Source organism: Streptomyces sp. CA-181903, assembly GCF_050937075.1.
Lineage (GTDB): Bacteria > Actinomycetota > Actinomycetes > Streptomycetales > Streptomycetaceae > Streptomyces.
Genome location: NZ_JBNJLY010000001.1, coordinates 5295031 through 5311902 on the forward strand (window position 1 = coordinate 5295031; position 16872 = coordinate 5311902).

Below are 16872 nucleotides of genomic sequence, written 5' to 3' on the forward strand. Positions count from 1 at the left end.
CCGACGGCCCAAGTCGCCGTCGGCGCGCGGTGGTTCCCATGGACAGGGTCCGGAGGGGGCCGGGATGTGCCACGTCACCCCGCGGGGCCGCTCCGAGGGACGTCGAGGACGATGTCGGCGGCGCCGGCGATGACCGTGGCGCGGGTGGTGCCGGGGTGGTCGGCGGCGAGGAAGTGGCTGCCGATGGCCGTGCAGAAGGCGAGCAGGGCCCGGGCCTCGACCTCGTCCGGGTCGGCGCAGAAGGTGCCGAGCGCGTCGCGCAGGAGCTGGATGCGCTTGTTGTCGACGCGGCGCAGGCGCTCGGCGACCGTGTCGTCGCGGCGGGACCACTCGCGAACGGCCAGGTCGATGGGGAGCAGACGGTCACTGGAGAAGGTGAGCCGTCCGGCCAGACGGACCTTGTCCCGCACGTCGCCGCTCTCGCGCTCGATCCGGGCGATGACCTCGTCGACGCTCTCGCGCTCCCAGGCGTCCAGCATCGCCGTCAGCAGTGCCTCGCGGTCGGCGAAGTACCCGTAGAAGCCGCCCTTGGTCACCCCCATCGCCTTGGCGAGCGCCTCGACCCGCACCGAGTCCACCCCGCCCGAGGCCAGCGCCTGCAGCCCTGCCTCGATCCACTTCTCCCGCGGTGTGCGCAACGCGCCCATCCGTGACCCACCTCACCCGTCAACCCGATTGTACGTAGCCGTATAACGCTCTAGCTTGGCGTTATACGGTATCGTATAACCGCTGAGGAGGGGCGCCCATGGCGTTCGGATTCGTTGCCTTCCACTACCCCGCCCGCGAACACCTCGACGAGTTCGTCCGCGAGGCCCACAAGGTCGCCGACGCGGCGCGGCACCAGCCCGGGTTCCTGTCCGTCGGGGTCTGGGTCACCCCGGACGAGGACGCCGTCGTCACCACCGGCGCTTATGAATCGGAAGCCGATTTTCTGGCGGCGTCGCGAGTCGGCCGCGAAATGGGCGCGACGCCCGACGGCATCAGCGACCTGGAAATCCGGCCCCGTGAGGTCCACTTCCTCTTTTCGCGCTAGGTCCGGTCTCCTTGGCCGCTGTCGGATCGACCGCTGTCGGATACGGAGGAGTCGCGGAATGCCGAACGGGAGCGGATGCCCCGGCCCGGCGTTCCGCGACTCGATCACCCGGCGGCCCCGCGGGCGGGTCAGCCGATCGGGAGCTCCCGGAGTTCGAGCGCGGTGACCGCTCTTCTGACAAGTCCCCGCACGATTCCCCCTGTTGTCCGACCGGCGTAGGTCATTCCGCTCTTGTGAGCGGCGGCCCGCGCACACTGTAGACAGAGTTTGATCATGTGACGGCGAAGTCCCCGAAGGATTTCGGCGCCCTTGCCCCAGGAGTGGCACACAGCCTTTTCGGGCGCCGCGGACCAGCCCTTACCGGCGGTTCAACGCCGCAAACAAGGAGTGTCGATGGTTGATTCCACGCCCCGTTCGCGGGTTTCCGGCAGGGTGCGCCACGTCCCGGTGCCGCCTGCCGCCCATGCGCTCAGCACGTTGTCGCGGATCGACTACGAGAACGCCGTGCTCGCCGATCTCGGTCCGGCGCCGTACCGCACCGCCGAACAGTGGGCGCGGGCCGTCCTGGAGGACGCCGACGCCGGCACGCGGCAGGCCCTCAGAGAGGGGTGGACGTCGCTCGGCCTGGCCCTCGGCCCGGCCCGGTCCGACGGACACGTGCTCGGCTGGCCGGTGCGCCGCGACACCCCGGACGCCGTACTGCTCGCCGCCGACCCCACCCTCGGACTCCGCGGTGAACTGCTCTTCCAACGCGGCCCTGGCACACTCCTGTTGGCCTGCTTCATCCGACTGGACGACGACGCGGCGCGCGCCCTGTGGGCCTCGGCCGAGAGCCGCCACCCGCAGGTCATGCACCGGCTCCTCGAACAGGCTGTATCCCGGACGACGTGACCGGGCCGCCTCTCCCCGAGCGGGGGCGCCCGCCGGTCCGTCGCCGTCGGACATCTGTCGGCCCCGCACGCGGTCTGTCGGCGGTACGTCGGTGGAGGCTGCGAGCGTGGACGGGTCGGTACCGAGCGCTAGGAGCCCGTCATCGTGTTTTCCGCCTCCCCGAGCCGAGCCTGGGACGTCCGCCGGCTGCCCTCCGCCGAGGACAAGGTCTTCCTGGTCACCGGCGGCAACGCCGGGATCGGGTACTTCGTCGCGGAGCAGCTCGCCGCCACCGGCGCCGTCGTCCTGCTCGGCAGCCGGGACGCCGCGAAGGCCGGCGCCGCCATGGCCTCGATCGGCGCGCGCGTGGCCGGTGCGCGCGTGCGGCACCTGCCGCTGGACCTCGCCGATCTGTCGTCCCTGGCGGCCGCCGTGGACGGGTCGGACCTCGACCACCTCGACGCGGTGGTCCACAACGCGGGGGTCGCGCTCGACGACCCGCCGCGCCTGGAGACCGCGGACGGCCACGAGCTGATGTTCGGCACCAACCACCTCGGTCACTTCGCCCTCACCCGGTGGCTGGCCCCTCTGCTGTCCGCGGCGCCAGCCGGCCGCGTCGTGACGGTCGGCAGCTTCGCGGCGCGGTCCGAGCGGCTGGACCTGGACGATCCGCAGTCGACCCGGGACTACCGGCCCAAGCGCAGCTACGGCCGGTCCAAACTGGCGCAGATGTGCTTCGGTTTCGAACTCGACCGCCGCCTGCGCGCCGCCGGCAGCACGGTGCTCAGCGTGGTCGCGCACCCCGGCGGAGCGCTGGACTCCCTCACCCCGTCCCGCCCGCCGGTACACGTGACGAGCCCCGGCCAACGGCTGCGCGCCCTGCCCGCCGGACTCCTGGTGCAGGGCAAGGAAGCCGGAGCCTGGCCCATCGTCCGCGCCACCCTCGACCCGGACGTACGGGGCGGCCAGCTGTGGGGACCGCGACTCTTCGGCCTGCGCGGCCTCCCACGGCACGAGCCCGTCCCCACCCATATGGCAGACGGGGCCGTGGCCGCCCGCTTGTGGGCGGTGAGTTGTGTGCTGACCGGCACCGAATCGCACCTCGGGTTTCCGGCCCGGTAGGCACGGGGCGCAGCCTGCGCGGGCCCTGCTGCTTCCCGGGGCCGGCGGCACGATCAGGCCCGAGGGGGGGCGTTCACCCTTGGCGGAGCTATGAGCGCCCGGCGGCCCCGACCATCGGTCGCGCGGGTAGGCGCTGTGGGGAGGGGGCGCTCAGTCTTATCCGGCGGATCAGTGAGCGGAAAGCGCTCGGGCTGGTCCGTATGACCCGTTCGGGTTCGGTGTTCTCGCGCAGTGCGATGCCGCTCTTGGCGGCTGCGATCTCCAGGCAGTTGTTCCCGCCGCCCGCGCACAGGGACGAGCGTTGCCAAACGGGATGGCCCATAGAACGGCTCCTCACAGCTCACGTGCGATGGAACGGACGAGTCTCCGCGACGCGGCCGACGGAAGCGCGGTTTCTTCTCGATCCCGCGATGCGTAGGCGACTCGGCGCCGCAAGATATGCACAGGCAAGCACACCGCGTGGACAGACGCGGCAATCGGGACGCCGGCTCTTATCGCGCGTATCAGCGAGTGGAAGGCGCTCGGGCTGGTCCGTATGACCAGTTCGAGGTCGGTGCTCTCCCTTATTGCTATATCAGGCGTGTTCACGCGCACCTCTATGCAGTTGTTCCCGCCTGCGTCGGAGAACGATGACTTGAACCATATCGGCTCAGGCACGAGGCATACCTCTTACAGGTCCTTGACGATCCGATGGATGTAGTCGCGGGAATTCTCCCGACTCAACGCTGTCTGCTCGGCCATGTCCAGGCGCTTGCGGAAGTGTGCCAACTGGGTGGGGGAGTCGACGAAGACCGCCCCGGTGGGGGAGTCCATGTGGACAGTGTCCAAGTGGGCGTTCGGAGCTTCCGCGTACAAGACGGCGGAGTCGCCGAACAAGGGAAAGCCGCCCGCAGCGAAAGGAATCACCAGCAGCGTGACGTTCTCCCATTCGCTGGCTTCCAGAAGGCGGTTGAGCTGGCCCCGTGTGACATCCCTGCCACCGAGTTGCATGCGCAGGGCCGCCTCCTGGATGACTCCCACATAGGGAGTCGGGTTCGTCCCGGTGAGCACCTGCTGACGGGCGAGACGGTGTGCGACTCGGAGCTCCAGTTCCAAGCGGGGCAGCGGGGGTGTGAACAGTTCGAAGACGGCCCGCGCGTGGTCCTCCGTCTGGAACAGCCCGGGCAGATGTGCTGTCTGAACCGAGCGTAACCGCACGGCGTCATGCTCCATTTCGGAGACATCAAGGAATCCGGGAGGAATCTTGCCCCGGTATTCTTCCCACCACCCGCGCTTGCGGCCGCCTGTCATCCGGGCCAGAGCGTCGACCAGGTCTTTGTCGTCACACTCGTAGATGCTCGCCAGTCGGCGAAGACGCTCCTCACTGATACCGAAGCGGCCGGCCTCGATGTTGGAAACAACCGTCCGGGTCGTACCCAACAGATTCGCCACCGTCGGCGCGGACATGTCCGCTGCCTCGCGAAGACGGCGAAGCTCTGCGCCGAACCTGCGTTGACGGATCGTTGGGGCGTGCCTTGGTGCCACGTGCTCACTCCTCACTCGCGCCTAGTGTGCCGACGTGGGCGTACCAGGTCCACCGAGACGGCAAAGTTCACTCGTTCTGGGAAGTCGCGTAGAACTGTTATGTAGTAGCGCGCTACCGTTGTTCGGCGAGCCACCCGCTCCCCGCCCACCACGCCTCCCGGAAGCGCACCGCGCCCACCCCCGCAGCGGCACTGACACCGCGAGGCACCAGAGCTCTGGGCCCGTCCCGAAGAACCTCAACTCGCGCAACCTTCAACTCCGCGCGGCCTCAACGCCGTACAGCAGCCATCGCGCTCCGCATGGAGGTGCCCCCGTGGCCACACGCCCCCCACAGCCCGCTCCAGCCCCACAACCTCTCCCCTTCACCGCCCCCTGGGAGTACGAACTCGTCTTCCCGCACGATCCGCGCGGGCCCGGGATCGCGCGCGTCACCCTTCGCGCCGTACTGACCGTGCACGGGCTTGACGAACTGGCCGACCGGGCCGAGTTGTTGACGTCCGAGCTCACGACGAACTCCGTCCGGCACACGTGGGGGCCGGCCACGGTGCGGCTGGCGTGGGAGTACCCCGTGCTGCGGGTGAGCGTCGCGGACACCGGGCCGTACGTGCCGGCCGTGCCGCCCGATCCGTCGGCCGTGGCGCTGGACGCGATCCGGGGCAGAGGGATGCTGATCCTCGACCTCGTCGCGTACCGGTGGGGCGGCTTCCCGCTGGGCCTGCCCCCGTCGGAGTCGAAGGGGAAGATCGTCTGGTTCGAGCTGAGGCTGGACGCCGAGGCGCCGCCTCCGGGGGCCGTCCCGGCGCTGGTCGCCTGAGTGCGGTGAGCGCGGTGCAACGCAGGGCAGCGCCGCCGCCGGGCGGGGAGGGCCCCCACCCGGCGCCGGGCGCCGCGTCAGCGGGACGTGCGCGAAACGTTCGTCACCGGGCGCTCCAGTTGCAGTGTCATGGCGGGCCCTCCCCTCTGGTCCGGGTCGTCTGCCAGGTTGGCGACGTGGGCCCCGTCCTCGGCTGACGTCGTGACAACCGCGTGGGTTTCGTACAGAGGCACCGAACGATGTGAGCGTGACCGAAGAGGGGGGTTGTTGCATCAGACCACCCGCCAGGGCCGGGCAGCCGTCAGGCCGAGGCGGGCAGGACCGCGCGTACCCGGAATCCGCCGTCCACCGGACCCGCCGTGAACTCCCCGCCGAGCTGTTCGGCCCGTTCGCGCAGGCCGGTCAGGCCGTGGCCACCCGAGGGGAGGGCGGGCGGCTTCGTGCCGCCGTCCTGGGTGGCGGTGTTGGTGACCTCCACGGCGAGGGCGGTCCGGCCCGCGGCCCGGAGGATGCCGACGGAGACCGTGACGGCCGCGCCCTCGGCGTGTTTGCGGACGTTGGTCAGTGCCTCCTGCACCGTGCGGTACGCGGCCTCCTCCACCTCCGCCGGCCACTTCAGGGCGTCGAGGGCGGGCAGGTCGGCGTCCAGGCGGGCGTCGAGGCCGCTGCCGCCGACGAGGTCCGGGAGGGCGCCGAGGCGTGGGCGGAGGGCCGCGTCGCCGGGGGTGGTACGCAGGACGCCGAGCAGGCCGCGGAGTTCGCGGAGGGCGGTGGCGCCCAGGCCGCGTATCACGGAGGCGGTCTCGCGGGCGGCCGGGTCCTCCGTCGTCCGCTCCAGGGCGCCGGCCTGCACGGTCATCAGGCTGACCTGGTACGAGACGACGTCGTGCATCTCCCGGGCCAGCCGCGCCCGTTCGGCGACGACCGCCCGTTCGGCGATCAGCTCCGCCTCCCGGCGGTGGGCACGGGACAACTCCTCGATGTGGTCGGCCAGTTGCCGGCGGGCGCGGCTGAGCTGGCCCATCGCCGTCGGGCCGACCGTCATCAGGGCGGACGAGAGGACGCCGAACAGCAGCACGTCGTCCACGCGGTGCCAGGCGCCCGGTACCGCCGGCCACCAGGGGCCGAGCGCGGTGAGGAAGAACGCCAGGGACCAGCCGTAGACCGTTCGCCGCCGTTCCACGGAGCGCGAGACCTGGTACATCGCCACCATGGGGGCGATCAGCAGGTGCCCGCCGAAGGTGACGGGCAGGGCGGTCACCAGGACGGGGACGGGGAAGCGGCGCCGGACGAAGAGGGCGGCGACGGTCGCGGCGTAGAGGGCGGTCTCCGTCGGGCCGGCCACGGGGTACATGGCCGCCGTCTCGGCCGTCGCCACGGGGAGGAGGAGCAGGTCACGGCGGAAGTCCTGCCATGTCACCGATCGCTGGGGGCCGTTGAGCAGGTGCGCATCGCCGAGCCACCGCCGCCCGCTGAGCCACCGCGCATCGATGAGCCGGCGCGTACCGCTGAACCACCGCGCACCGCCGGGCCGCCGCACACCGTCGAGTCTCGCTCGGAACCGGCTCACGCCGGACCGGCCGCGTCCGGTTTCCCGCCGGGTTCCCCGTCGAGGCGGACCAGGCCGTGGTGGTGGGCGAGGACGGCCGCCTGGACGCGGTTGGCCGCGCCGAGCTTGGCCAGGATCGCGCTCACGTGGTCCTTGGCCGTGGCGGCGCCCATCAGCAGGGCGGCGCCGATCTCGGCGTTCGACTTCCCCCGGGCCAGCAGGGTCAGCACCGCGCGCTCGCGCTCGGTGAGGGAGGCCAGCCGGGCGGGCGGGGCGCCGACGCCGCCGGCGCGCAGGTAGCCGTCGATCACGCTGTCGGCGACGGCGGGCGACAGAATCGTTCCGCCGGCCGCCAGGACGCGGACGGCGCTGGCCAGTTCGTCGGGGACGGTGTCCTTCACCAGGAACCCGGCGGCACCGGCCCGCAGGGCGGGGGCGATGTGCTCGTCGCCGGAGAACGTGGTGAGCATCGCCACCACGGGCGGCTCCGGCAGCGCCAGCAGCGAACCGAGCACCGAGAGTCCGTCCACCTCGGGCATCCGGATGTCCAGCAGGACGACGTCGGGGCGGTGCGCGACCGCGAGTTCCACGGCGCGTACGCCCTCGCACGCCACCGGAACCTCGATATCAGGCTCCGCTTCCAGAATGCTGCGGATCCCCGCGCGCAACAGCTTCTCGTCGTCCACGACCATGACGCGGATCACCATCAACACTCCTGCGCTGGTACCGGTCAGGAAATATAACAACCGCCCGGTCGTTCGGTCCCCGTCGCCCCCGCCGACCGGCGGGGACGGAACCGACGGTCGGCGGGTACCGGAAGGCGCCCCCGGATCGCCACCATGAATGCGAGGGGATGCGGTCCGCGTCGCGCCGGACATTCCGGAAGCGGGCGGGCGGCCGCGCGTTCCACGGGGGGAGCGCGGCCGAGGAGCCGTACGGCCACGGGGGGAACGTACGGCTCCGGGGGCCGTCCCGACAGGGGACGGCCCCCGTCTCCGGAACGGGCCCGCCCCGGCCGCGGTGCTTTCCCGCCCCTATGGGGTCGCCGCCGCCGGGGCGCTCGACCCGCTCCGCCCGCGGGTTCCGGCCCGCGCCGCGTCCGCCGGGCGCCGGTAAGGCAAGCTGGACACATGGCAACACATGTGATCACCGGCGCCGGATCGGGCATCGGAGAGGTACTGGCCGAGCGGCTGCTCGCCCGCGGGGACGAGATCTTCCTGTTCGCGCGCGACGCCGGACGCGCCAAGGAACTGGCGGCCCGGTTCCCCGGCGCCCGCACGCTCGTCGGCGACCTCTCCAACCCCGACCGGCTCTCCTGGGCCCTTGACCACCAGACGCTCCCCGAGCGCGTCGACTCGCTGCTGCACGTGGCCGGCGTCGTGGACCTCGGCGGGGTGGGCGAGCTGACGCCGCGGACGTGGACGAACACGCTTGCGGTCAACCTCGTCGCCCCCGCGGAGCTCACCCGCCTCTTCCTGCCCCAACTGCGGGTGGCGCACGGCCACGTCGTCTTCGTCAACTCGGGCGCCGGCCTCAACGCGGGCCCCAACTGGAGCGCCTACGCGGCCAGCAAGCACGGCCTCAAGGCGCTCGCCGACTCGCTGCGCGCCGAGGAGCACGCCAACGGCGTCCGGGTGACCAGCGTCTACCCGGGCCGGACGGCCACCGCCATGCAGGCGAAGGTGCACCAGCAGGAGGGCAAGGAGTACGACGCGGCACGGTGGATCGAGGCCGGGTCGGTGGCGTCGACGGTCCTGCACGCGATCGACCTGCCGCGCGACGCGGAGATCAACGACATCTCGGTCCGGCCGGGACGCTGACGCGATGGCCCTGGGGCGCCGGGCGGTACGGACCCGCCCCCGCGCGCGGCGCACCGCCCGCGCGCCCCTCCCCGAGGCGCGTCCGCCCGTCGCGCGCCCCCGGGTGCGCCGGTCCGGGCCGGGGGAGTCTCGTACCCTTCCCGGGTGAGCGAGACGATCGAGACCAGCGAGCCCCGTGAGAACCGCCCCTGGGGGCCCGGCGCCGCGACCGGTGTCGGGTCGATGCCGGGAACGGATGCCAGGGAGGCGGCGAAGGCCGTCACCGGGTCCCTGGAGACCCTTCCGTACCTGCCGGAACTGCCGGCGCGAGGACCCGGCGCGGACATGATCGGCCGGACCGCCGGCCTCCTCGTGGAGGTCTTCGCCCATGTGGAGCCCAGCGGCTGGCGGATCTCCGACCGGCCCGGCCGCGACACCCGCCGGGCCCGCTCCTGGCTGCGCGAGGACCTGGACGCGCTGGAGGAGTTCACCCAGGGGTACGAGGGCGCCCTGAAGGTCTCCGCCGTGGGGCCCTGGACGCTGGCCGCGGCGCTGGAACTGCGCGGCGGCGAGGCCGCGCTGGGCGACCCGGGCGCCTGCCGCGACCTCACCGCCTCGCTCGCCGAGGGCCTGCGCGGCCACCTCGCCGAGCTGCGCCGCCGGGTGCCGGGCGCGACGCCCGTCCTCCAGCTCGACGAACCCTCGCTGACGGCCGTGCTCCGCGGTCAGGTCAGGACGGCCAGCGGCTACCGGACGCACCGGGCCGTCGACCGGGCCGTGGTCGAGGGCGCGCTGCGGGAGATCGCCGCGGTCGCGCGGGAGGCCGGCGCACCGCTCGTCGTGCACTCGTGCGCCCCCGGCGTTCCCTTCGCGCTGCTCCGGCGCGCCGGGGCGACCGGTGTCTCGTTCGACTTCTCGCTGCTCACCGAGCGTGAGGACGACGCGCTCGGCGAGGCCGTCGAGGGCGGAACGACGCTCTTCGCCGGCGTCGTGCCCGGCGTGGACGGCCCATTGTCCGACCCTGCCGGTAGCGTCATGGGTGTCAGGACGCTGTGGCGCAGGCTGGGGCTGTCACCTGGGACTCTCGCCGAGTCCGTGGTGGTCGCGCCCGCGTGCGGGATGGCGGGCGCGTCGCCCGCCTACGCCCGCTCGGCCCTCGCCCACTGCGTCCGGGCGGCACGATCACTCGTGGACAACCCTGAGTGACGGCGCCGGAGGGCGCACCAGAGGACAACGGGAGGACGAGACAGTGGCTGTCGAACAGCACGGCGGGCACGGTGGAAGCGGCGAGAAGCTGACCTCGGAGGCGGCGACGCCCGCGGCGGCGCGGGAGAAGCACGCCCTGCTCGCCGAGCAGGTCGAGGAGCACCGCTTCCGCTACTACGTGAAGGACGCGCCGGTCGTCAGCGACGCCGAGTTCGACCGGCTGCTGCGCGAGCTGGAGGCCCTGGAGGAGGAGCACCCCGAGCTCCGCACCCCCGAGTCGCCCACCCAGAAGGTCGCGGGCTCGTACGAGACGGAGTTCACGTCCGTCGAGCACCGCGAGCGCATGCTCTCCCTCGACAACGCCTTCGACGACGAGGAACTGGCCGCCTGGGCCGACCGCATCGCCAAGGACGTCGGCGAGGGCGCGGACTACCACTTCCTCTGCGAGCTCAAGGTGGACGGCCTCGCCGTCAACCTGACCTACGAGCACGGGCGGCTGACCCGCGCCGCCACCCGCGGCGACGGCCGCACCGGCGAGGACATCACGCCCAACATCAAGACCATCTCCGAGATCCCGCACCGCCTCAAGGGCGACCGGATCCCGGAGCTGGTCGAGGTGCGCGGCGAGGTCTACTTCCCGATGGAGAAGTTCCAGGAGCTCAACGCGCGCCTGGTGGAGGCCGGCAAGCCGCCGTTCGCCAACCCGCGGAACGCGGCGGCCGGCTCCCTCCGGCAGAAGGACCCGCGGGTCACCGCCACCCGTCCGCTGCACATGGTCGTCCACGGCGTCGGCGCCCGCGAGGGCTTCGCCATCGACTGCCAGTCGCACGCCTACGAGCTGCTGCGCGAGTGGGGCCTGCCCACCGCCGCGCACGCCGAGGTCGTCGACTCGCTGGACGGCGTGCGGAAGTTCATCGCGCACTACGGGCAGCCCAAGGTGCGGCACTCCATGGAGCACGAGATCGACGGCGTCGTCGTCAAGCTCGACGAGGTGCCGCTTCAGGGGCGGCTCGGCTCCACCGCGCGGGCGCCGCGCTGGGCCATCGCCTGGAAGTACCCGCCGGAGGAGGTCAACACCAAGCTCCTCGACATCCGCGTCGGCGTCGGCCGCACCGGGCGCGTCACCCCGCAGGCCGTCGTCGAGCCCGTCACCGTCGCCGGCTCCGAGGTCGAGTTCGCCACCCTGCACAACCAGGAGGTCGTCAAGGCCAAGGGCGTCCTCATCGGCGACACGGTCGTGCTCCGCAAGGCCGGCGACGTCATCCCCGAGATCCTCGGGCCCGTCGTCGACCTCCGGGACGGCAGCGAGCGCGAGTTCGTGATGCCGGCCGAGTGCCCCGAGTGCGGGACGGCGCTGCGCCCCATGAAGGAGGCCGACGTCGACCTCCGCTGCCCCAACGCCCGCTCCTGCCCCGGCCAGATCCGCGAGCGGATCTACTACCTCGCCGGCCGCGAGTGCCTGGACATCGAGAACTTCGGCTACGTGGCCGCATCGGCCCTCACCCAGCCGCTGGAACCGGCCACCCCGCCGCTGCTCAACGAGGGCGACCTCTTCGACCTGACCATCGAGGAACTGCTGCCCATCAAGTCCTACGTCCGCGACCCGGACACCGGGCTGCCCAAGCACGACCCCAAGACCGGCGAGGAGAAGGTCGTCACCTTCTTCGCCAACCAGAAGGGCGAGCCGAAGAAGAACGCCCTGGCCATGCTGGAGAACATCCAGGCGGCCAGGACCCGGCGGCTCGCCCGGATCGTCAACGGTCTGTCCATCCGGCACGTGGGCCCGGTCGCCGCCGCCGCGCTGGCCCGCGAGTTCGGCTCGATCGACCGGATCGCCGCCGCCACGGAGGAGGAACTGGCCGCGGTCGACGGCGTCTCCGACACCATCGCCACCGCCGTCCGCGAGTGGTTCGCCGAGGACTGGCACCGCGAGATCATCGAGAAGTGGCGGGCCGCCGGCGTCCGGATGGAGGAGGAGACGAGCGGCGACGAGGGCCCCCGTCCGCTGGCCGGCCTCACCGTCGTCGTCACCGGCACCCTCACCTCGTACACCCGCGACCAGGCCAAGGAGGCACTCCAGTCCCGCGGCGCCAAGGTGACGGGATCCGTCTCCAAGAAGACCGACTTCGTGGTCGTCGGTGACAACCCCGGCTCCAAGTACGACAAGGCCATGCAGCTCAAGGTCCCCGTACTGGAGGAGGACGGCTTCGGCGTGCTCCTCGCCGAAGGACCGGAAGCGGCGCGCGCCGCCGCCGTGCCACAGGCGCCCACCCCTGCGGAGTAATGCCCGCAGGGCCAGTGGGAATTACCCCTACAGCGCTTTCCGAACGCCACGCAGGCCGGATCCTGTTCGGGCAACCGCCGCCGATCGCTGCCCGTCGTAGCCTTCTGCGGCCTACTGTTGAGATGTGCGCCTGCCGTGGCGCGGGCACCGCCGGCTGTGAGAGGGACGGGCATGAAACCCACCGACAGCGCCGAACCGGCATCGCGGCTGCGCAGGGATCCACCACCCGCGCTGCCGGTCGTCTGTGTCCCCCTCGCGCTGCTCGTCCTCGCCCTGGGGATCGAGCGGGCCGCCGCCGCGGGCCACGCGGTGTTCCCCGGGCGGACGGTCGGCTGGTCCCTCGCCACCCTCACGGCCCTCATCGTCGCCCATCTGGTCGCCCTGGGCCGTGACCGGTGGTGGGGAGGCTCCGGCTCCGGCGCCGCCCTGACCCTGGCCGTCCTGCTGCTCCACGGCTGGATCCCGGCCGCCGTCATCGGCATCGCCGTCGTCACCTTCGTCACCACGGCCCGGCGGCACCGCTGGCGGCAGGCGTTACTCCACTGCGCCGTCGACGTCCTCGGCGTCGCGGCGGGCGGCGCCGCCCTCGGCCTGCTCGACGTGCACGCCTCCGTCGAACACCCCTGGCTGCCCAGCGGCTGGGAGCCGGCCGACGTCCCCCGGATCGCCCTCGCGGCCTTCGTCTACCTCACCGTCACCCGGGCCCTGCTCTGGCGCCATCTCGCCCCGCCACACTCCGGGTTCGCCGGCGGCCTCGCCCGGGCGGCCCTGCTCCGGCAGGCGCTCGTCGGCGGCGCGCTCCTCGGGATAGCCCCGCTGATCGCCGTCGTCGCCGAACACGCGCCGCTGCTGCTGCCGCTGTTCGCGATCCCCCTCATAGCCCTCGACTCCACCCTGTGGATAGCCCACGCCCGCGCGGAGGAGCAACTCCGCGACCCGCTCACCGGGCTCCCCAACCGGCAGTGGCTCCTCGAACGGACCTGGGCCGCCCTCGACGAGGCCGAGCAGGCCGGCGAGCGGACCGCGCTCGTCCTCATCGACCTCGACCGCTTCCGATCCGTCAACGACACCCTCGGCCACCTGGCCGGTGACCGGCTGCTGCTCCAGATAGCGGCCCGGCTCCGGGACGCCCTCCCACGCGACGCGGAGGCCGCACGCCTCGGCGGCGACGAGTTCGCCGTCCTCCTCCCCGCCGTGGACTCCCTCACCAGCGCCCAGCGCGTGGCCCGCGGCCTCGTCGCCGCCCTCGGCTCCCCCTCGACCTCGACGGCCTCACCCTCGTCCTGGAGGCCAGCGCCGGCGTCGCCGTCCACCCCGACCACGCCCTCGACGCCGAGGGGCTGCTGCGCCGCGCCGACGTGGCGATGTACCAGGCGAAACGTGACCGCAGCGGCGTCGAGGTGTACGAGGCCCGCCGGGACGGCAACACCCCCGACCGCCTCGGCCTCCTCGGCGACCTGCGCCGCGCCCTGGACGCGGGCGAGGTCGAGCTGCACTACCAGCCCAAGGTGGGCTTCGACGGGCACGTCGAGGGCCTGGAGGCGCTGGTGCGCTGGGTGCACCCGGAGCGCGGCCGGGTCTCCCCGGACGAGTTCATCGCCATCGCCGAGTCCTCCGGGCTGATGCCGCGGCTCACCGAGTACGTGCTGGAGACTGCCCTCGGCCAGGTCGCCCGCTGGCGGGCCATGGGCCTGGAGGTGCCCGTCGCCGTCAACGTCTCCCCCCGCGACGTCCACACCCCCGGCTTCGCCGGCTCCGTCGCCGCCCGCCTCGCCCGGCACGGCGTCCCGCCCGGCGCCCTCCAGCTGGAGATCACCGAACACGTCCTCCTGGAGGACCCGCAGCGCGCCGCCGACGCGCTCGCCGGGCTCACCGGGCACGGCGTGAAGATGTCCCTCGACGACTTCGGAACGGGGTACTCGTCGCTGGTCCATCTGCGCCGGCTGCCGGTGAGCGAGTTGAAGATCGACCGGTCGTTCGTGGCGCGGCTCGCCATCGACAACGAGGACGCGGAGATCGTGCGCTGCACGCTCGACCTCGCGCACTCGCTCGGGCTGCTCGTGGTGGCGGAGGGGGTCGAGGACGACGAGACGTGGGAGCGGCTGCGGGATCTGGGGTGTGACGCGGTGCAGGGGTGGTTGGTGGCGGCCGCGATGCCTCCTGAGGAGATGACGGCGTGGTTGCGGCTGCGGGAGGGCGGCTGGCGGCGGGAGGCCCCGCCGGCCGCCGCGCCGGCTCCCGCGGTGACGCCCGCGCCTGCGGCGCCCGCTCCCGCTTCCGCTCCGGCTGTCGCGGAGAAGGCGGCCGACCAGCCGGTGACGTAGGGGGTGTGCCCCGGTCCCGCCCTTTCACCGTTTCCTGGGGCTGCGCCCCAGACCCCTTGTCCTCAAGCGCCGGACGGGCTGAATAGTCAGCCCGTCCGGCGTTTGAGGACAGCGCCCGCAGGGCGCCTCGGGGGTCTGGGGGCTGGCCCCCAGGAAACGGTGAAAGGGCGGGACCGGGGCACCCCACCGCGCCAGCGGACAATCCGTTTCGCGGCGGACGCCCGCCGCGCCATAGGATTGGCCGCGAAACCTACACACTCCACCCTGAGGATCGCTGCATGCCTGGCATCACGCGCGAGGAGGTCGCCCACCTCGCCCGGCTGGCGCGCCTGGAGCTGAGGGGCGAAGAGCTCGACCACTTCGCCACTCAGCTCGACGACATCATCGGCGCGGTCGCCCGCGTCTCCGAGGTCGCCGACCAGGACGTCCCGCCGACCTCCCACCCGCTGCCGCTGACCAATGTCATGCGGCCGGACGAGGTCCGTCCGTCGCTCAGCCCGGAGGCGGCGCTCTCCGGCGCCCCCGCTCAGGAGCAGCAGCGTTTCAAGGTGCCGCAGATCCTGGGTGAGGAGTGACCACGATGACCACCGAACTGATCAAGCTGACCGCCGCGGAGATCGCCGAGAAGATCGCCGCCGGTGAGGTCACGGCCGTCGAGGTCACCGAGGCCCACCTGGCCCGGATCGAGGCCGTCGACGAGAAGGTGCACGCCTTCCTGCACGTCGACCGCGAGGGCGCGCTGAAGCAGGCGCGCGCCGTGGACGAGAAGCGCGCGCGGGGCGAGAAGCTCGGCCCGCTGGCCGGCGTCCCGCTGGCGCTGAAGGACATCTTCACCACCGAGGGCATCCCGACCACCGTCGGCTCCAAGATCCTCGAAGGCTGGATCCCGCCGTACGACGCGACGCTCACCAAGCGCCTCAAGGACGCGGACGTCGTCATCCTCGGCAAGACCAACATGGACGAGTTCGCGATGGGCTCCTCCACGGAGAACAGCGCGTACGGCCCGACCGGCAACCCCTGGGACCTGACCAAGATCCCCGGCGGCTCCGGCGGCGGCTCCAGCGCGGCCCTCGCCGCGTACGAGGCCCCGCTCGCCATCGGCACGGACACCGGCGGCTCGATCCGTCAGCCCGCCGCCGTCACCGGCACGGTCGGCGTCAAGCCGACCTACGGCGCGGTCTCCCGCTACGGCATGGTCGCGTTCTCGTCCTCCCTCGACCAGGGCGGCCCCTGCGCCCGTACGGTCCTGGACGCGGCGCTGCTGCACGAGGTCATCGCGGGCCACGACCCGCTGGACTCGACGTCCATCGACGCCCCGGTCCCGCCGGTCGTCGAGGCGGCCCGCAACGGCAGCGTCGCGGGCATGCGGGTCGGCGTCGTCAAGCAGTTCCGCGGCGAGGGCTACCAGGCGGGCGTCCTCCAGCGGTTCGACGAGTCCGTCGAGCTGCTGCGCGAGCTGGGCGCCGAGATCGTCGAGGTGGACTGCCCCTCGTTCGACCTCGCCCTGGCCGCGTACTACCTGATCGCGCCGTCCGAGTGCTCGTCGAACCTGGCCCGGTTCGACGGTCTCCGCTACGGCCTGCGCGCCGGCGACGACGGCACCCGCTCCGCCGAGGACGTCACCGCCCTCACCCGCGAGGCCGGCTTCGGCCCCGAGGTGAAGCGCCGCGTGATGCTCGGCACCTACGCGCTGAGCTCCGGCTACTACGACGCGTACTACGGCTCGGCGCAGAAGGTCCGCACCCTCATCACGCGGGACTTCGAGAAGGCGTTCGAGCAGGTGGACGTGATGGTCTCGCCGACCACGCCGACCACCGCCTTCGCGATCGGCGAGCGCGCCGACGACCCGATGGCGATGTACCTGGCGGACCTGTGCACCATCCCGACCAACCTGGCGGGCAACGCGGCCATGTCGCTGCCGTGCGGCCTCGCCCCGAGGACGGACTGCCGGTGGGGTTGCAGATCATCGCCCCGGCCATGAAGGACGACAGGCTCTACAAGGTCGGCGCCGCGGTCGAGGCCGCGTTCCGCGACCGCTGGGGCCACCCGCTGCTGGAGGAGGCACCCGCACTGTGAGCACTGCTGGCGAGAACAAGAGCAAGGGCAGCGCGCTGAAGAAGGCCAAGGGCTTCAAGAAGTCCAAGGCCGGCACGTACCTGTCCATCGGCACGACCCTGTTCGGCGCGGTCAGCGTCGTCAAGCAGGCGAAGACGGCGCGGGGTGAGCAGGACACGCTCCAGCTCGTCGACGCGGTCGTCTCGGCCGCCGCCATCGTCACCGGCGTCGCTCTGCTCGTCCGCGAGCTGCGCCGTATGAAGAGCGACGACGTCCTCGCGGGCTGAGCCGG

At 72.3% G+C, this 16872-nt stretch carries 15 protein-coding genes and 2 pseudogenes; 11 read left to right on the forward strand and 6 right to left on the reverse strand.

The annotated features are described in order from the left end of the window. Positions 1–74: 74 nt before the first annotated feature. Positions 75–647 carry a TetR/AcrR family transcriptional regulator gene (locus ACQEVS_RS23720; protein WP_433023483.1) on the reverse strand — a complete coding sequence of 191 codons (573 nt, stop codon included), beginning with the start codon at positions 645–647 and terminating at the stop codon, positions 75–77. Positions 648–745: 98 nt separating this feature from the next. Here ACQEVS_RS23720 and ACQEVS_RS23725 point away from each other — a divergent pair, with 98 nt between their 5' ends. From ACQEVS_RS23725 to ACQEVS_RS23735, 3 genes are all read left to right on the forward strand, one after another. Continuing rightward, a complete protein-coding gene (locus ACQEVS_RS23725; protein WP_433023485.1) occupies positions 746–1033 on the forward strand; it encodes an antibiotic biosynthesis monooxygenase in 288 nt (95 codons plus the stop codon). A 393-nt stretch (positions 1034–1426) separates the two neighbouring features. Beyond that, positions 1427–1924 (forward strand): hypothetical protein, encoded by a 498-nt coding sequence (locus ACQEVS_RS23730; RefSeq protein ID WP_433023487.1) that lies wholly within the window; start codon positions 1427–1429, stop codon positions 1922–1924. Between the two features lie 144 nt (positions 1925–2068). Next, positions 2069–3025 (forward strand): SDR family NAD(P)-dependent oxidoreductase, encoded by a 957-nt coding sequence (locus ACQEVS_RS23735; RefSeq protein WP_433023489.1) that lies wholly within the window; start codon positions 2069–2071, stop codon positions 3023–3025. Positions 3026–3113: 88 nt separating this feature from the next. Here ACQEVS_RS23735 and ACQEVS_RS23740 read toward each other — a convergent pair whose 3' ends face one another. Genes ACQEVS_RS23740 through ACQEVS_RS23750 form a run of 3 tightly spaced genes read right to left on the reverse strand, consistent with a single transcriptional unit; the run spans position 3114 to position 4525 of the window. Next, entirely contained in the window at positions 3114–3347 is a 234-nt protein-coding gene (locus ACQEVS_RS23740) for a DUF397 domain-containing protein (RefSeq protein WP_433023490.1), read from the reverse strand. A gap of 11 nt (positions 3348–3358) precedes the next feature. Beyond that, positions 3359–3682, reverse strand: coding sequence for a DUF397 domain-containing protein (locus ACQEVS_RS23745; RefSeq protein WP_433023492.1), 324 nt, complete (start codon positions 3680–3682; stop codon positions 3359–3361). Between the two features lie 12 nt (positions 3683–3694). Continuing rightward, positions 3695–4525, reverse strand: coding sequence for a helix-turn-helix domain-containing protein (locus tag ACQEVS_RS23750; RefSeq protein ID WP_433027841.1), 831 nt, complete (start codon positions 4523–4525; stop codon positions 3695–3697). A 337-nt stretch (positions 4526–4862) separates the two neighbouring features. Here ACQEVS_RS23750 and ACQEVS_RS23755 point away from each other — a divergent pair, with 337 nt between their 5' ends. Next, positions 4863–5363, forward strand: coding sequence for an ATP-binding protein (locus ACQEVS_RS23755; protein WP_433023494.1), 501 nt, complete (start codon positions 4863–4865; stop codon positions 5361–5363). A gap of 301 nt (positions 5364–5664) precedes the next feature. Here ACQEVS_RS23755 and ACQEVS_RS23760 read toward each other — a convergent pair whose 3' ends face one another. Next, positions 5665–6903, reverse strand: a complete 1239-nt coding sequence (locus tag ACQEVS_RS23760) for a sensor histidine kinase (RefSeq protein WP_433023496.1) — start codon at positions 6901–6903, stop codon at positions 5665–5667. A 26-nt stretch (positions 6904–6929) separates the two neighbouring features. Further along, positions 6930–7616 (reverse strand): response regulator, encoded by a 687-nt coding sequence (locus tag ACQEVS_RS23765; RefSeq protein WP_433027844.1) that lies wholly within the window; start codon positions 7614–7616, stop codon positions 6930–6932. Positions 7617–8042: 426 nt separating this feature from the next. Between ACQEVS_RS23765 and ACQEVS_RS23770 the strand changes: the two genes are divergently transcribed. From ACQEVS_RS23770 to ACQEVS_RS23800, 7 genes and pseudogenes are all read left to right on the forward strand, one after another. Next, a complete protein-coding gene (locus ACQEVS_RS23770; RefSeq protein ID WP_433023498.1) occupies positions 8043–8732 on the forward strand; it encodes an SDR family oxidoreductase in 690 nt (229 codons plus the stop codon). 144 nt (positions 8733–8876) lie between these two features. Continuing rightward, positions 8877–9917 carry a methionine synthase gene (locus tag ACQEVS_RS23775; RefSeq protein WP_433023500.1) on the forward strand — a complete coding sequence of 347 codons (1041 nt, stop codon included), beginning with the start codon at positions 8877–8879 and terminating at the stop codon, positions 9915–9917. Between the two features lie 88 nt (positions 9918–10005). Beyond that, positions 10006–12201 carry an NAD-dependent DNA ligase LigA gene (ligA, locus tag ACQEVS_RS23780; RefSeq protein ID WP_433027847.1) on the forward strand — a complete coding sequence of 732 codons (2196 nt, stop codon included), beginning with the start codon at positions 10006–10008 and terminating at the stop codon, positions 12199–12201. Positions 12202–12372: 171 nt separating this feature from the next. After that, a pseudogene (locus ACQEVS_RS23785) lies at positions 12373–14525 on the forward strand (putative bifunctional diguanylate cyclase/phosphodiesterase). Positions 14526–14803: 278 nt separating this feature from the next. Then, entirely contained in the window at positions 14804–15100 is a 297-nt protein-coding gene (gene gatC, locus ACQEVS_RS23790; RefSeq protein ID WP_433023502.1) for an Asp-tRNA(Asn)/Glu-tRNA(Gln) amidotransferase subunit GatC, read from the forward strand. Positions 15101–15105: 5 nt separating this feature from the next. Beyond that, positions 15106–16601, forward strand: a pseudogene (gene gatA / locus ACQEVS_RS23795) (Asp-tRNA(Asn)/Glu-tRNA(Gln) amidotransferase subunit GatA). Then, complete coding sequence (locus tag ACQEVS_RS23800) at positions 16598–16867, forward strand: hypothetical protein (RefSeq protein ID WP_433023504.1); 270 nt, start codon at positions 16598–16600, stop codon at positions 16865–16867. Before gatA ends, ACQEVS_RS23800 begins: the two are co-directional and overlap by 4 nt. Positions 16868–16872: the final 5 nt, after the last annotated feature.

Bases quoted from the DNA above. Each gene is read 5' to 3' on its own strand.
- ACQEVS_RS23770 (WP_433023498.1), top strand. From the start codon at position 8,043: ATGGCAACACATGTGATCACCGGCGCCGGATCGGGCATCGGAGAGGTA.
- ACQEVS_RS23740 (WP_433023490.1), bottom strand. From the start codon at position 3,347: ATGGGCCATCCCGTTTGGCAACGCTCGTCCCTGTGCGCGGGCGGCGGG.
- ACQEVS_RS23725 (WP_433023485.1), top strand. From the start codon at position 746: ATGGCGTTCGGATTCGTTGCCTTCCACTACCCCGCCCGCGAACACCTC.
- ACQEVS_RS23730 (WP_433023487.1), top strand. From the start codon at position 1,427: ATGGTTGATTCCACGCCCCGTTCGCGGGTTTCCGGCAGGGTGCGCCAC.
- ACQEVS_RS23720 (WP_433023483.1), bottom strand. From the start codon at position 647: ATGGGCGCGTTGCGCACACCGCGGGAGAAGTGGATCGAGGCAGGGCTG.
- gatC (WP_433023502.1), top strand. From the start codon at position 14,804: ATGCCTGGCATCACGCGCGAGGAGGTCGCCCACCTCGCCCGGCTGGCG.